This window comes from Ramlibacter sp. AN1133, from assembly GCF_037890035.1.
GTDB lineage: Bacteria > Pseudomonadota > Gammaproteobacteria > Burkholderiales > Burkholderiaceae_C > Ramlibacter.
In genome coordinates this window covers 47,891-62,475 of record NZ_JBBKTQ010000015.1, presented here as the reverse complement: position 1 = coordinate 62,475, position 14,585 = coordinate 47,891, and the positions used below count along the sequence as shown (strand labels likewise).

The window sequence follows — 14,585 nt, the reverse complement described above, 5'->3', positions numbered from 1 at the left end:
GTGGGGGTCCACATCCCTAGCGCACCCACTGGTTCAGCTGGATGATCGGCAGCAGCACCGCCAGCACGATCAGCATCACGATCAGGCCCATGCCGATGATCAGCAGCGGCTCCAGCAGGGTGGCGAGCTGCATCGCCCGGCGCTGGACTTCGGCACTGAGCTGGTTGGCCGCGCGCTGCAGCATCTGGGGCAGCTGCCCCGTCTGCTCGCCCAGCCGCGCGAACATGCTCAGGAGGCCGGGGAAGCGCTTCTTCTGCCCGATGGCGGAGGCGAGCGGCGCGCCTTCGCGCACCAGCACCAGCGCGTCGAGCGCATCGACCCGCATCGCGCGGTTGCCCAGCGTCTCGGCCGCCGCCTGCAGGGCCTTGAGGATCGGCACGCCGGCGCCGGCGAGCATGGCGAGCGTGCCGGCGAAGCGCGCCGCGTTGTAGCCCCGCGAGAGCCGTCCCACCAGCGGCAGCTTCAGCCAGCCGGCATCGAAGCGTTCGCGGAAGGCGGGATTGCGCAGCGACATGCGCAGGATCGCGAAGGCGACGGCCAGCGCCCCCAGCACGGCCAGCCCCCAGCTGCGCACGAAGGCGCTGAGGCCCAGCATGATCACCGTCAGCAGCGGCAGCGCGCGCTTGGTGCCGGCGAACACGTTGGCCACCTGCGGCACCACGTACGTCATGAGCAGCAGCACGATCACGATCGCCGCCACCGTCACGATGGCGGGATAGAGCGTCGCGGCGAGCAGCTTGGCGTTGAGGGCCTGGCGCTCCTCGAGGTCGTCGGCCAGGCGCTCCAGCACCATCCCCAGGTGGCCGGTCTGCTCGCCGGCGCCCACGACCGCGATGTAGATGTCCTCGAATTCGCGCGGGAACCGGGCCAGCGCCTTGGCAAAGGAGGAGCCGGCGTTGACCTCCGCCCGCAGCGCCGCGACCAGGTGGTGCTGGTGCTCCGTGTCGGCTTCGTCCGCCAGCGCCGTGAGGGCGCGCTCCAGCGTCAGGCCCGAGCCGACCAGGCCCGCGAGCTGGCGCGTCCAGATGGCCAGCGCCGTGGACGAGAAGACGCGCCGGCGCAGCAGCACCCGCGACGTGCCGCTGGATTCGCCTTCGCCGCCGGAGGAGACCGGCCGCACCTCCAGCGGCACCAGGGCGCGGCCGCGCAGCAGGCCGCGCGCGGCCCTGGCCGTGTCGGCCTCGATCACGCCTTTCTGGGTGGCGCCCTCCGCGTCCAGCGCCTCGAATGCATATGCCGGCATGCGCGAATGATACGGCCGGGCAGGTGCGCGGCGCGCGCCTACATGGCCGCCGACGAGCTTGCGTTAGCTTTGCGGCTTGTCTCTGGGGGAGGCGAAGACATGCGGCTCAAGTTCGTGATGACCGGTTTCGGCGTGGTGCAGGGCCTCATGGCGGTGCTGTTCGCGGCCGCGTCGCTGGCGCTGACGGTGGTGGCCGCGCGCGTGGGCTGGGACGCGGCGATGGCCGGCTTCGACAAGGACGCAGCGCAGGAGATCATCGAGGCGGTCGGCCTGCTGGCCGCGGCCGTGGTGGCGCTGCAGATGGCGCAGACCATCGCGGAGGAGGAGGTGATCCGCGAAGCCCACGTGAGCGCGCCCACGCGCGTGCGGCGCTTCCTCTCGCGCTTCCTCGTGGTGCTGGTGGTCGCGCTGGTGATCGAGGCGCTGGTGGGCACCTTCAAGGCGCTGCACGACGACCTGAGCATGCTGGTCTACCCCGCCGCGCTGCTGGGGGCGATCTCCCTGCTGCTCGCCGCCTGGGGCGTGTTCCTGTGGACCAACCGCTCCACCGAGGAACTGGAGCCCGAGGCGATGGAGGAAGCCAAGCGGGAAGACCGCAAGCTGAAATAGCATGCGGCCATGACCGTGCACCTGCCGACCGACCTGCCCGGCTGCGTGCTGCGCCCATGGCGCGCCGCGGACAAGGAGGACCTGATCCGCGAGGCCAACAACCGCAGGGTGTGGCGCAACATGACACACACCTTCCCGCACCCGTACACCGACCGCGACGCCGACCTGTGGCTGGCCATCGCCGCCGACCCGGGCGCCAGCATCCAGCTCGCGATCGATGTCGACGGCAGCGCCGTCGGCGGCATCGGCGTGATCGCCGGCGAGGGCATCTTCGCGCAGACGGCGCAGTTCGGCTACTGGCTGGGCGAATCGCACTGGGGCCGCGGCATCGCCAGCGCCGCGGCGAGTGCACTGGCGCAGCGCATCGGGACCGAGCGGCTGTTCGCGCGCCTGGAGGCCCAGGTGTTCGAATGGAATCCGGCCTCCATGCGCGTGCTGGAGAAGGCCGGCTTCGAACGCGAGGCGGTGCTGCGCTGCGCCGCCAGCAAGGACGGCTGCCTGATAGACACCGTGCTGTACGCGCGCGTGTTCGGGCGTTCGCAGGCGGGCGCGGACTGAAAGCGGCCTGAAAGGCCAGTCCGGGTAAGGTCGCGCCCACGCTGCGGTCCCGCGGCACCTGCAACCGGAGACCTCCATGATCCACACGAGACGAGACTTCCTCGGCAGCGCCGCCGGCGCCGCTTTCGCCGGCCTGCTGCCCGCCGCTGCCTTCGCGCAAGCCTGGCCGGCCAAGCCGGTGCGCTTCGTGGTGCCCTTCGCGCCCGGCGGGAGTTCCGAGATCGTCGCGCGCTCCACCGCCGGCGAACTGAGCAAGACGCTGGGCCAGAGCGTCTTCGTGGACAACAAGCCCGGCGCCTCGGGCAACATCGCGATGGCCGAAGTGGCGCGCGCGGAGGACCAGCACACGATCATCCTCGGCCACATCGGCACGCTGGCCGTGAACCCCTACATGTTCGACAAGCTGCCCTACGACCCGAACAAGGATTTCAAGCCCGTGAGCCTGCTGGCCAAGGTGCCCAGCCTGTACGTGGTGAACCCGAACCTGCCGGTGAAGAACCTCAGGGAGTTCGTGGCGCTGGCCCAGAGCAAGCCGGGCCAGCTGAACTACGGGTCGGCCGGCAACGGCAGCGCGGGGCACCTCGCGATGGAATACCTGAAGATGGCAACCCATACCTTCCTGCTGCACATCCCGTACAAGGGCACGGGCCCGCAGCTGACCGACCTGCTGGCCGGCCGCCTCGATGCCGCCTCGGTGGGGGCCTCCGCGATCCTGCAGCACATCAAGGCGGGCAAGCTGCGCTGCATCGCCACCGGCTCTCCCCAGCGCCTGCCGCAGTTGCCCGACGTGCCGACGGTCGCCGAGCAGGGCTATCCGGGCTTCGAGATGACGCAGTGGTACGGCATGCTGGCGCCCGCCTCCATGGCCCAGGCCAGCATCGACAAGCTGGCGGCCGAAACGCAGAAGGCGGTGCGCTCGCAGGCCTCGCTGGATCGCCTGAACCAGGATGCGGCGCAGGCGGTGGGCAGCACGCCGGCGCAGTTCGCGCAGTTCATCGCGCAGGAGCAGAAGCGCTGGAAGCAGGTGGTGGAACGGGCGAAAATCAAGCCCGAGTGAGCGCGCCGGGGGCCGTCCGCACACCGCCCGGAACCCCCATGCGCATCCTGCTGGTCGAAGACGAACCCACGCTGGGCACCTGGCTGGCCCGGGTGCTGGAGCGCTCCGGCATCCTGGTCGACTGGGTGGACAGCGCGGCGCTGGCGCTCGCATCGCTGCGCGAGGGCAGCCACGACGTGGTCGTCCTCGACCTCGGCCTGCCCGATCGCGACGGGCAGGACCTGCTGGCCGACATCCGCGCGCGCGACAGCCGCATTCCGGCCCTGGTGCTCACGGCCCGCGACACGGTCGACGAGAAGGTGCGTGCCTTCCATGGCGGCGCCGACGATTTCCTCGCCAAGCCCTTCGCGCTGGAGGAGCTCGAAGCGCGCCTGCACGCCCTGCTGCGGCGCGCCCGCGGGGGCGCGGCGGCGCGCCTGGCGTGCGGCCCGCTCGCCTACGACCTCGCCACGCAGCGCTTCACGCTCGCGGACGCGCCGCTGGCGCTGTCGCCGCGCGAGTTCGCGGTGCTGCGGGTGCTGCTGCAGCATGCGGGCGAGCCGATGTCCAAGCAGCAGGTGCTCGAGCGCGTGGTGTCCGACGAGAAGGACATCCAGCCGGAGGCGGTGGAGGTGATCGTCCACCGCCTGCGCAAGCGCCTGGAAGGCGCCGGCGTGCGCATCGCCACGATCCGCGGCCTGGGCTATGCGCTGGAAGCCGCTTGACCGGCTGCGCCTCGCGCAGCGGCTGCTGTTGCTGCTGCTGCCGGCGCTGCTGCTGCTGTCGCTGGCCGAACTGCGCGTGACGGCGCAGGACGTGCAGCGCGCCGCCGACACCGCCTACGACCGCTCGCTGCTGGGCGCCCTGAAATCCATCGATGCCAACGTGTCCACCGAGTCGGGCGGACTGTCGGTGGAACTGCCTTACCGCATGTTCGAATTCTTCGAGCTGACCGCGAGCGGCCCCGTGCATTACCGCGTCGCCACCGCCGACGGCCTGGTGGAACTGGGCAGCGCCGACCTGCCGCCGCCGCCCGCCCCCTTGCGGCCCGGCGTGCCCGTGTTCTACGACGGGCGCTATTTCGGCGAGCCGGTGCGGCTGGTCGCCTACACGCGCGAGCTCGAGCGGCCCACCATCGAGTCGCCCGCCAAGCAACTGGTGATCCAGGTGGCCGAGAGCATGCAGTCGCGCGCGGAGTTCCGCCGCCTGTTCGTGCGCCGGGCCGCGATCGCCAACGGCGTGTTCCTGCTGCTGACGGCCTGCTCCGCCGCGCTGGCGGTGATGCTGGTGCTGCGGCCGCTCGCGCGCGTGTCGGAGGCGATCGCGGCCCGCTCGCCCTCCGACCTCGGCCCGCTGGACGTCGCGAAGCTGCCGCCGGACCTGCGGCCGCCGATCGCCGCGATGAACCGGCACATGCAGCGCATCGCCGAACTGCTGCGGCAGCAGCGCGACTTCCTCGATGCGGCCTCGCACCAGCTGCGCACGCACCTCACCACCCTGCGCATGCAGGTCGAATTCGCGCGCCGCGAACGGGACCCGGCACAGGTCGCCGAGGCGCTGGCCGCGCTGGAGGCGGAGCTGCAGCGCGCCACGCGCAGCACCAACCAGCTCCTCGCGCTGGCGCGCAGCGACACCGTGCAGCTGCAGCCGGCGGCGTTCGACGTCCAGGCCCTGCTGCAGGAGGTGGCGCGCCAGTTCCTGCCCGCCGCGCGCCAGGCCGGGGTGGACCTGGGCGTCGACTGCGCGCCGCAGCAGGCGACGGCCGATGCGGGGCTGCTGCGCGAGGCGCTGGCCAACCTGGTCGCCAACGCGATCGCCCATGGCGGGCACGGACCGGTCACGCTCTCGGCGGCGCAGGACGGCCTCGGCTGGAGCATGGCGGTGGAGGACAGTGGCCCCGGCCTGCCGCCTGAGCTGCAGCACTCCGCCGGCGCGCGCTTCCTGCGGCCGGCGCTGGCGCGCGGCGGCGGCTCCGGCCTGGGACTGGCGATCGCCCGCTCCGTCGCGGCGCGCCACGGGGGCGTGCTGCGGCTGGAGCCGGGGGAGGGCGGCCGCGGATTGCGCGCGACGCTGTGGTGGCCGCGCGCGCAGCGCGAGGAGCAGGCCCCATGAGATGGCTGCTGGCGTTCGCGCTGCTGCTCGCCGTCGCGGGCGTGCGCGCCGTGCCCGCGCGCGTGGAGTGCATCGCCCCGGCCAAGCCCGGCGGCGGCTTCGACCTGACGTGCCGCCTCGTGCGGGAACTCCTCGCCGCCGAACGGGCAGCGGTGGTCGAAGTGAAGTACCTGCCGGGCGGCATCGGGGCGGTGGCCTTCGACCGGGCCGTGAGCACCCGCCTTGCGGACCCGGGGACGGTGATCGCGTTTTCCAGCGGCTCGCTGGTCAACATCGTGCAGGGCCGCTTCGGGCCGCACGACGCGACGGCGGTGCGCTGGCTCGCCACGCTGGGGACGGATTACGGCATCGTGGCCGTGCGCAAGGACGCGCCCTTCGCCTCGCTCGCGGCGCTGCGCGAGCGGCTGCGGCAGGACCCCGGCGGCGCCGTGTTCGGTGCCTCCGGCAGCGTGGGCAGCCAGGACTGGATGAAGGCCGCGCTGCTGGTGCGCTCCGCCGGCCGCGATCACCGGGCGATGCGCTTCGTGTCCTTCGAAGGCGGCGGGCAGGCGCTGGCGGCGCTCAAGGGCGGGCATGTGGATGTGTTCTGCGGCGACAGCGCGGAGGCCCGCGAGGCGCTCGCGGCCGGCGAGATCCGCGTGCTCGCGCTGCTGGCGCCGCACCGGCTGCCCGGGCGCTACGCGACCGTGCCGACCGCGCGCGAGCAGGGCGTGGACCTGGTCTGGCCCACCGTGCGCGGCCTCTACATGGGGCCGGCCGTGCCCGAGCGCGACGTGCAGGAATGGACGGCGCTGCTGCGGCGCGTGCTGGCCGCGCCGGGCTTCGCGGCCCGGCTGCGCGCGGAGGGCCTGGAGCCGCTGCCGCTCACGGGGCGCGAACTCGACGCCTACCTGCGCGAGCAGGTCGCGGCGTACCGGGCACTGGCGCGCGAGCTCCACCTGCGGGTACGCTGAACGCACGGGCGGCGCGGTGCCGCCGCCGGGAGCCGCCATGCAGGACATCCTCGAGCGCAACAAGCGCAACGCGCAGGCCTTCTACGACCTGATGTTCAACCGGTGCCAGCCGGCGGAGGCGATCGCGCGCTACGCCGGCGCCACCTACATCCAGCACAACCCCCACGTCGCCGACGGCAAGCAGGCCTTCATCGAGTATTTCGAGAAGATGGCGCGCGAGTATCCGGGCAAGCGGGTGGAGTTCGTGCGCGCGATCGCCGAGGGCGACCACGTGGTGCTGCATTGCCGCCAGCACTGGCCGGGCGACGCCAATCCCGATTGGGCCGGCATCGACATCTTCCGCCTCGACGCCGACGGCAAGGTGGTGGAGCACTGGGACGTGCTGCAGGTCGTGCCGAAGGAAGCGAAGCACGGCAACGGCATGTTCTAGCGCCCGCGCCTCGTCAGAGCTGCCGCAACCTGAAGCGCTGCAGCTTGCCCGTCTCGGTGCGCGGCAGCCCGGCCAGGAACTCGATCTCGCGCGGATACTTGTACGGCGCGATGGTCGCCTTCACGTGCTCCTGCAAGGCCTTCACCATCGCGGCGTCGCCCGTGTGGCCCGGCTTGAGCACGCAGAAGGCCTTGACGATCATCCCGCGATCCTCGTCCGGCTTGCCGATCACGCCGCATTCGGCCACCGCGGGGTGCTTGAGCAGCGCGTCCTCCACCTCCGGCCCGCCCACGTTGTAGCCGGCCGTGATGATCATGTCGTCGGCGCGCGCCTGGTAGAAGAAGTAGCCGTCGGCGTCCTGCAGGAAAGCGTCGCCGGGGTAGTTCCAGCCGTCTTTCACGTAGTTCGCCTGGCGCGCGTCGTCCAGGTACCTGCAGCCGGTGGGGCCGATCACCGCCAGCTTGCCGATGGTGCCGCGCGGCACTTCCCGGCCCTCTTCGTCCACCACGCGTGCCTCGTAGCCGGGCACGACCTTGCCGATCGCGCCGCGGCGCACCTCCTCGCCCGCGGAGGAGATGAAGATGTGGAACATCTCGGTGGCGCCGATCCCGTCCAGCATCTCGAGGCCCGTCGCCTCCTTCCAGAGCTGGCGCGTGGCATCGGGCAGGCCTTCGCCGGCGCTCACGCTGGTGCGCAGTTTGCCGACACCGAGCTGGCGCGCGAAGGGCGCGGCGTGGCGGTAGAACGTGGGCGCGGTGTAGCAGATGGTGGCGCCGACTTCGGCGACGGTGCGCACGAACGACTCCGGCGTGTAGGGCGCATCGGGGAAGTACACCGACGCGCCGGCCCACATCGGGAACACGAGCAGGCCGCCCAGGCCGAAGGTGAAGGCGAGCGGCGGCGTGCCGACCACGATGTCCTCGGGCGTGGCGCGCAGCACGTGCCGCGGCCAGGTTTCGCACGCGGCCAGCACGTCGCGGTGCGTGTGCACCGCCGCCTTGGGCTTGCCCGTCGTGCCCGAGGTGAAGGCCAGCATGGCGATGTCGTCGGCCGCGGTGGGGCAGGCCGCGAAGTTGCCGTCCTTGCGCGCGGCGCGCGCGGCCAGCGATCCGGGCTCGTCCGGGGCGTTGAAGGGCACCACGGCCTGCAGCACCGGGCGGTCCTTGCGCGCCAGTTCCAGTTCCTCCAGCAGCCGGATGTCGCACAAGGCCAGGGTCGGCTGCGCCTTGTCGATGATGTCGCCCAGCTCGCGCGCGCGCAGCAGCGGCATGGTGGCCACGGCGATGCCGCCGGCCTTGACGACCGCCAGCCATGCGAGCGCCATGCCCTCGGAATTGCCGCCGCGCAGCAGCACGCGGTGGCCCGGGACCATGCCGAGGTCTTCCACCAGCACGCGGCAGATGCGGTCGACCCGCTCGCGCGCTTCGCGGTAGGTGAGAACGCCGCGCGCGGAGCGCAGCAGCGGCCTGTCCCCCCAGCCCCGGTCGGGCGCGCGATCCAGCAAGGCCTCGACCAGGTTGCACTGCGCCGGCAGCGCGAGTTCCGCTCGGTCGTACAGCAGCCGGGGCCACTGGTCCCTGGCCGGCAGCCGGTCGTGCACATAGCGGTCCGTCTGCGCCGAATTCATTGGAGATCCTCCCCCAGGCTGGTCCGCTGCGCGGCCTGCGCCTCCCCCCTCCGCAAGCGGAGGGGGCGAGCGCCTTCGGGCGGCCGTGCGGCGCTCATGCCGCGGTCTCCTGGCGCCCCGCGCCGGCGTGTTCCTTCACCTTGCCCAGCAGCTTGTGCAGGGTGGCGATTTCCTTGTCGTTCAGGCCCGAGAAGGCATCCACGATCCAGCCCTCGTGCTGGCGCGCCATCTCCTGGAACTGCTTGCGGCCCCGCGCGGTGAGCCGCACGCGGCAGGCCCGGCGGTCGCCTTCGACGTCGATGCGTTCCACCTGGCCCTCGGCCACGAGCTGGTCGGTGATGCCCGTGACGTTGCCGCCGGTGACCATCATCCGGCGCGACAGCTCGTTCATCTTCAGGCCGGCCGGCGTGCGTTCGAGCTGCGCCATCAGGTCGAAGCGGGGCAGCGTGGTGTCGAAGCGCTCCCGCAGGAGAGTGCGCACCTGCTTTTCCACCAGCTGCGTGCAGGTCAGCAGCCGCAGCCACAGGCGCAGCGCCTCGGGGTGCTCGCTGTGGGCGCGCGCTTCGATGTCCATCGGAACTCCTGTAGGCGAGAGGATAAATAGTTTAGGCTTGAACAAATTGGTCCGCAAGCAAAGCATCCCCGGGGGCCGGGCAGGATGCGCCGCCGTCCTACACGGCCGTTGTTGACGCCGTACGGCCGACGTGGCAAGAATTTGCCCATGGAACCCCTGCTGCTGAAACTCGAAACACAACTCGCAGCCTTGCCGGTCCCCCTGTCCATCGGCCTTCCCGGGGGCAAGCGGATCGGCCCTGCGGATGCCGCCGTCCGGATGCAGTTCGAGGACTGGTCGGGGCTGGCCACGCTGGCCGCCGGGCAGATCGGCCAGGTCGCCGAGGACTACGTGGAAAAGCGCGTGCGCATCGACGGCCGCATGCGCGACGTGATGGCCGCAGCGGCCGGCCTCCTGCCTGGCAGCCCGGTGCCCAGCGACACCAGCTGGTGGACGCAGATCCTGCGCCGCGCCCGTTCGCTCGCCCTGCACACCCCGCTGAAGGACGCCGAGCAGATCCGCTTCCACTACGACGTCTCGGACGACTTCTACGCCCTGTGGCTGGATCCGCGCCGGGTCTACTCCTGCGCGTACTTCCGCGAGCCGGACCTGTCGCTGGCGCAGGCGCAGGAAGCGAAGCTGGACCACATCTGCCGCAAGCTGATGCTCCAGCCGGGGGAGCGCTTCCTGGACATCGGCGCGGGCTGGGGCGGGCTGCTGCTGTGGGCCGCGGAACACTACGGGGTGCAGGCGACGGGGATCACGCTGTCGAAGAACCAGCACGCGTACGTGAACGGGCTGATCCGCGAGAGGGGCCTGCAGGACCGCGTGCAGATCCTGCTGCAGGACTACCGCGAGATGGACGAGGGCCAGTCCTTCGACAAGATCGCCTCGGTGGGCATGTTCGAGCACGTGGGGCAGGTGAACATGACGGCCTACTTCAGCAAGATCTGCCGCCTGCTCGCCCCTGGCGGGCTGGTCATGAACCACGGCATCACGGCCGGCGCGCTGCAGCCCGGCCAGCTCGGCGCCGGCATGGGCGAGTTCATCGGCAAGTACATCTTTCCCGGCGGCGAGCTGCTGCATGCGAGCCTGGTGCTGCGCGAGATGGCGATGGGCGGCCTGGAGATGGTGGATGCCGAGAGCCTGCGGCCGCACTATGCGCGTACCCTCTGGGCCTGGTCCGACGGGCTGGAGCAACGGCTGGAGGAGGCGCGGGCGATCCTCGAGACCACGCACGGCCCGGAGGACGGCGGCCGCGTGCTGCGCGCCTACCGGCTGTACCTGTCGGGCTGCGCCATGTGCTTCGAGCATGGCTGGATTTCGCTGCACCAGTTCCTGGCGACGCGCCCGGATGGCAAGATGAACACCGGCACGCTGCGCGGTGCGCAGTCGGCCTATCCCTTCAACCGCGAGTACATCTACCGCTGATGCTCTACAAGTTCAAATCCAAGGCGGCCGGCGACCTGATCATGCTGGAGCCCAACGGGCGCCGCGTGCTGCAGATCATCGGCAAGGACCCCGGTCCCAAGGGCATCATCCTGCCCGAGGAAATGCCCGGGGCGATGACGAAGCTGGACCAGGCGATCGCGCAGGAAGAGGCGGAGCACCAGGCCCAGATCGAGGACGCCAAGGCCAGGGGCGAGGTGCCGCCGAAGTTCGAGGCGGTGTCGCTGCGGCAGAGGGCGGTGCCCTTCATCGACATGCTGAAGCGCTGCAGCAAGGAGGGCAAGGAAATCGTCTGGGGGGTCTGACCTGACTTCCTCCCTCCCCTTCCGGGGGAGAGTCGGGGAGGGGGCGCTGCGGCGCTGGTCCGCGCCCCCGGAGCGCCCCCATCCCAGCCTTCCCCCAAAGGGGGAAGAAGCAAGAACGATCAGTCCACCTTCGCGCCCGACGCCTTCACCACCGCCGCCCACTTCTTCGTTTCCCGGTCGATCATCTGCGCGAATTGCGCCGGGGTGTTGCCGCTGGGGATCGCGCCCTGGGCCTGCAGGCGTTCCTTCATGGCGGGCGTGGCCAGGGCCTTGGCGGTTTCCTGCTGGATGCGGTTGACGATGTCCATCGGGGTGCCGGCGGGCGCCAGCAGGCCGAACCACGAGCTCGCCTCGTAGCCCTTCAGGGACGGGCCGCCGGCCTCCTCCACCGTCGGCACGTCCGGCAGCGCGGTGGAGCGCGTGGCGCTCGTCACGGCCAGTGCCTTGAGCTTGCCCGCCTTGATGTGCGTCATCGCCGAGGGCAGGTTGTCGAACATCACGTCCATGTCGCCCGAGAGCAGGCTCAGCAGCGCGGGGTTCGAGCCCGTGAACGGGAAGTGCGTCATGAACGTGCCGGTCATGGTCTTGAACAGCTCGCCGGCCAGGTGGATGGACGTACCGTTGCCGCTGGAGGCCATGTTCAGCTTGCCCGGATTGGCCTTGGCGTACTTGATGACGTCCTGCACGTTGCGCCAGCCGCGCGCCGCCGCCTTCTCGGTGTTGACCACCATCACGTTGGGCACGCCGGCCACCAGCGTGATCGGCTGGAAGTCCTTGACGTGGTCGTAGGGCATCTTCGAATACAGCGACTTGTTGATCGCGTGCGTGCCCACCGTTCCCATGAGGAGCGTGTAGCCGTCGGGCGCCGAGTGCGCCACGATGTCCGCGCCGATGTTGCCGCCGGCGCCGGCCTTGTTGTCGACCACGAAGGACTGGCCGAGGGACTTCGTCAGTTCCTGCGCCACCGCGCGCGCCAGGATGTCGGTGGTGCCGCCGGCGTTGAAGGGCACGACGATGCGCACGGGCTTGGCGGGCCAGGCGCCCTGCGCGAACGAGAGCGCGGGTGCGAGGCTGCCGAGGGCCAGGAGGCTGGCGGCGCGGAGCAGTCGGCGGCGGGGGGGCGAGCGAAAGTTGTCGTTCACGGGGATCTCCTTGGGTCTTCGTCGTAGGCGTTGGCGCGTCATGCGCGTCATGCGCGCCGCAGCGGGCATCATGCCATTGCGGGCACGGGGGAGTGCCCCCGGCCCTCCCCCCGGGGGAGGCAGCACGACAAAAGAAAGCCGCCCCTCGGGGCGGCTCGTCGGCAGTGCGTTTCGCGGTTCAGTCCACGTACACGCCGGCCTGCTTGATCAGCGGGCTCCACTTGTTGATCTCGGCCTTCACGAACTTCTTGTGTTCGGCCGGCTCCGTGCGCTTGTCGTTCACGACGACGGCGCCCAGGGCTTCCTCGCGCTTGACGAAGTCCGGGTCCTTCAGGGCGGCCTTCAGCGCGTCGTTGAGCTTCTTGAGCACCGGCGCGGGCGTGCCCTTGGGCGCATAGAGGCCGTGGAAGATCGTGACGTGGAAGTCCTTCACGCCCAGTTCCTGCAGCGTGGGCGTGTCCTTCAGCGCGGGGATGCCCAGGCGCCTGGGCGTGGTCACGGCGAACACCTTCACCTTCTTGCCCTCGATGGCGCCGGTGGTGTTGGTGGTCTGGTCGCACATGATGTCGATCTGGCCGCCCATCAGGTCCGTCATGGCGGGGCCGGTGCCCTTGTACGGCACGGCCGTCATGTCGACGCCCATCGCGTGCTGGAACAGCATGCCGCACAGGTGCGAGGCGGAGCCGACGCCGGCGTTGCCCAGGTTGATCTTGCCCTTGTTGGCCTGGATCCAGGCCGTGAATTCCTTCCAGTTGTTCGCGGGGATCGAGGGCTTGGTGATGATCGTCATCGGCACGTCGTTGATCAGGCCGATGTATTCGAAGTCGTTTTCCACGTTGAAGGGGATGTTGCGCACCAGCGTGGGCATGGTGGCCATGCCGATGTGGTGGACCAGCAGCGTGTGGCCGTCGGCCGGGGCCTTGGCGACCTTGTTGGCGCCGATGGAGCCGCCCGCGCCCGCGGCGTTGTCCACGATGACCGTCGCGCCGCCCAGCGGCTTGCGCAGGGCTTCGGCGAGGTCGCGGGCGACCTTGTCGGTCGGGCCGCCGGCCGCGAAGGGCACGATGATCGTGATCGGCTTGCTGCCGGGGAAGTCCTGCGCGCCGGCGCTGAAGGCGGCAGCGGCGAGGGCCAGCGGCAGAAGCGACTGGAACAGCTTTTTCATTGCGTCTCCGGAAAGGTTGGTATTCGAACAATGGAAGAACGCGCCACGCGGGGCAGGCGCCGACCGCCGGCCCGGGTGGGAACTACGTACGCCCGAAAGTATGCCCGCGCGCCGGCGGGCGCGGGGCGGGGCAGTGTGGTGCTTCCTTCTTACTTGTAGCTGCGGGCGTCCTCGATGACCTTGCCGTCGTTGGGCAGCGTGCCCGGCTGCACGAGCTGGATGTCCGCGCGCAGCTTGGTCACGTCGCGGACCACTTCGCCGATGCGGGCGTCGAGTCCCTGCGCCGCCGCGGCCGTCTCCACCTGGAGCGTCATCACGTCGTTGGCCATCTCGCCGCTGACGACCAGGCGGGCCTTGACGATCTCCGGGAAGCGGCGCGCGATGTCCGCCACCTGGCCGGGGTGCACGAACATCCCGCGGATCTTGGTGGTCTGGTCGGCGCGGCCGAGCCAGCCCTTGATGCGCATGTTGGTGCGCCCGGTGGGATCCTGTCCGGGCAGCAGCGCGGACAGGTCGCCGGTGCCGAAGCGCACCAGCGGGTAGGCCGGGTTCAGGGTGGTGACCACCACTTCCCCCACCTCGCCGGGCGCGACCGGATCGCCCGTGCCGGGGCGCACGATCTCCACCACCACGCCTTCGTCGACCACCATGCCTTCGCGGGCAGCCGTCTCGTAGGCAATCAGGCCCAGGTCCGCGGTCGCGTAGCTCTGGTAGACGTGCAGGCCGCGCTCGAGGAACCAGTCGCGCAGGCTGGGCGGAAAGGCTTCGCCGCCGACCAGGCCCTTGCGCAGGCTGGAGATGTCGCTGCCCGACTCCTGCGCCTTTTCCACCAGGATGCGCAGGAAGCTGGGCGTGCCGGTGTAGCAACCGGGCCGCAGTTCCGCGATCGCCTGCAGCTGCTGCTCGGTCTGGCCGACACCGGCGGGAAAGACGGTGCAGCCCACCGCGTGCGCGCCGGACTCCATCAGGAAGGCGCCGGGCGTCATGTGGTAGCTGAAGCTGTTGTGCACCAGGTCGCCGCTGCGAAAGCCCGCGGCGAACAGCGCGCGCCCGATGCGCCAGTAGTCGCGCGTGCTGCCGTCCGGCTCGTAGATCGGGCCGGGCGAGGCGAAGATGCGCGGCATGGCGGGCCCGCGCAGGATGGCGGAGAAACCGCCGAACGGGTCGGCTGCGCGCTGCGCCTTCTGCCGCTGGAGCAATTCGCTCTTGCGCGTGACGGGCAGCTTGGCCAGCGCCTCGCGCGAGCTCACCTGCGCGGCATCGACGCCTTCCAGGATCTCGCGGTAGGCGGCGGTCGCGCCCTTCGCATGCGCCACCTGCGCCGGCAGCGCCGCCATCAGATCGGCCTCGCGCTGCGCGGCCGGCCTCGTCTCGAGGCTGTCGTAGTAGTCCTGCATGTGTTC

General features: G+C 70.8%; 15 protein-coding genes. 9 read left to right on the top strand and 6 right to left on the bottom strand.

Features of this window, described 5'->3' with window-relative positions; genetic code table 11:
• Window positions 1-16 precede the first annotated feature (16 nt).
• A complete protein-coding gene (gspF, locus tag WG923_RS19715) occupies window positions 17-1,243 on the bottom strand; it encodes a type II secretion system inner membrane protein GspF (protein WP_340352697.1) in 1,227 nt (408 codons plus the stop codon).
• 99 nt (window positions 1,244-1,342) lie between these two features.
• Between gspF and WG923_RS19710 the strand changes: the two genes are divergently transcribed.
• The 7 genes from WG923_RS19710 (at window position 1,343) to WG923_RS19680 (ending at window position 6,941) form a co-directional block, all read left to right on the top strand.
• Complete coding sequence (locus WG923_RS19710) at window positions 1,343-1,852, top strand: hypothetical protein (RefSeq protein WP_340352696.1); 510 nt, start codon at window positions 1,343-1,345, stop codon at window positions 1,850-1,852.
• A 9-nt stretch (window positions 1,853-1,861) separates the two neighbouring features.
• Window positions 1,862-2,410 (top strand): GNAT family N-acetyltransferase, encoded by a 549-nt coding sequence (locus tag WG923_RS19705; RefSeq protein ID WP_340352695.1) that lies wholly within the window; start codon window positions 1,862-1,864, stop codon window positions 2,408-2,410.
• A 76-nt stretch (window positions 2,411-2,486) separates the two neighbouring features.
• Entirely contained in the window at window positions 2,487-3,467 is a 981-nt protein-coding gene (locus tag WG923_RS19700; RefSeq protein WP_340352694.1) for a Bug family tripartite tricarboxylate transporter substrate binding protein, read from the top strand.
• A 38-nt stretch (window positions 3,468-3,505) separates the two neighbouring features.
• Window positions 3,506-4,171, top strand: a complete 666-nt coding sequence (locus tag WG923_RS19695; protein ID WP_340352693.1) for a response regulator transcription factor — start codon at window positions 3,506-3,508, stop codon at window positions 4,169-4,171.
• Entirely contained in the window at window positions 4,152-5,558 is a 1,407-nt protein-coding gene (locus tag WG923_RS19690) for a sensor histidine kinase (RefSeq protein WP_340352692.1), read from the top strand. The genes WG923_RS19695 and WG923_RS19690 overlap by 20 nt, the downstream gene beginning before the upstream one ends.
• Window positions 5,555-6,511: a tripartite tricarboxylate transporter substrate binding protein gene (locus tag WG923_RS19685; protein WP_340352691.1), complete on the top strand. Its 957-nt coding sequence runs from the start codon at window positions 5,555-5,557 to the stop codon at window positions 6,509-6,511. Before WG923_RS19690 ends, WG923_RS19685 begins: the two co-directional genes overlap by 4 nt.
• A gap of 37 nt (window positions 6,512-6,548) precedes the next feature.
• Window positions 6,549-6,941, top strand: a complete 393-nt coding sequence (locus WG923_RS19680; RefSeq protein WP_340352690.1) for a nuclear transport factor 2 family protein — start codon at window positions 6,549-6,551, stop codon at window positions 6,939-6,941.
• A gap of 13 nt (window positions 6,942-6,954) precedes the next feature.
• Here the strand turns inward: WG923_RS19680 and WG923_RS19675 are convergent, their stop codons facing one another.
• Both WG923_RS19675 and WG923_RS19670 read right to left on the bottom strand, forming a co-directional pair.
• Window positions 6,955-8,568, bottom strand: coding sequence for an AMP-binding protein (locus tag WG923_RS19675; RefSeq protein ID WP_340352689.1), 1,614 nt, complete (start codon window positions 8,566-8,568; stop codon window positions 6,955-6,957).
• A gap of 94 nt (window positions 8,569-8,662) precedes the next feature.
• Complete coding sequence (locus tag WG923_RS19670; protein ID WP_340352688.1) at window positions 8,663-9,142, bottom strand: MarR family winged helix-turn-helix transcriptional regulator; 480 nt, start codon at window positions 9,140-9,142, stop codon at window positions 8,663-8,665.
• Between the two features lie 147 nt (window positions 9,143-9,289).
• Between WG923_RS19670 and WG923_RS19665 the strand changes: the two genes are divergently transcribed.
• Entirely contained in the window at window positions 9,290-10,552 is a 1,263-nt protein-coding gene (locus tag WG923_RS19665; RefSeq protein ID WP_340352687.1) for a cyclopropane-fatty-acyl-phospholipid synthase family protein, read from the top strand.
• Window positions 10,552-10,875 carry a DUF1840 domain-containing protein gene (locus tag WG923_RS19660; protein ID WP_340352686.1) on the top strand — a complete coding sequence of 108 codons (324 nt, stop codon included), beginning with the start codon at window positions 10,552-10,554 and terminating at the stop codon, window positions 10,873-10,875. The genes WG923_RS19665 and WG923_RS19660 overlap by 1 nt, the downstream gene beginning before the upstream one ends.
• Window positions 10,876-10,994: 119 nt before the next feature.
• Here the strand turns inward: WG923_RS19660 and WG923_RS19655 are convergent, their stop codons facing one another.
• The 3 genes from WG923_RS19655 to WG923_RS19645 form a co-directional block, all read right to left on the bottom strand.
• Window positions 10,995-12,059, bottom strand: a complete 1,065-nt coding sequence (locus WG923_RS19655; RefSeq protein ID WP_445322950.1) for a Bug family tripartite tricarboxylate transporter substrate binding protein — start codon at window positions 12,057-12,059, stop codon at window positions 10,995-10,997.
• A 136-nt stretch (window positions 12,060-12,195) separates the two neighbouring features.
• Window positions 12,196-13,182: a tripartite tricarboxylate transporter substrate-binding protein gene (locus tag WG923_RS19650; protein ID WP_340352684.1), complete on the bottom strand. Its 987-nt coding sequence runs from the start codon at window positions 13,180-13,182 to the stop codon at window positions 12,196-12,198.
• A gap of 149 nt (window positions 13,183-13,331) precedes the next feature.
• On the bottom strand, window positions 13,332-14,579 hold the full coding sequence (locus WG923_RS19645; RefSeq protein ID WP_340352683.1) for a phenylacetate--CoA ligase family protein: 1,248 nt from the start codon (window positions 14,577-14,579) through the stop codon (window positions 13,332-13,334).
• Between the last annotated feature and the right edge of the window lie 6 nt (window positions 14,580-14,585).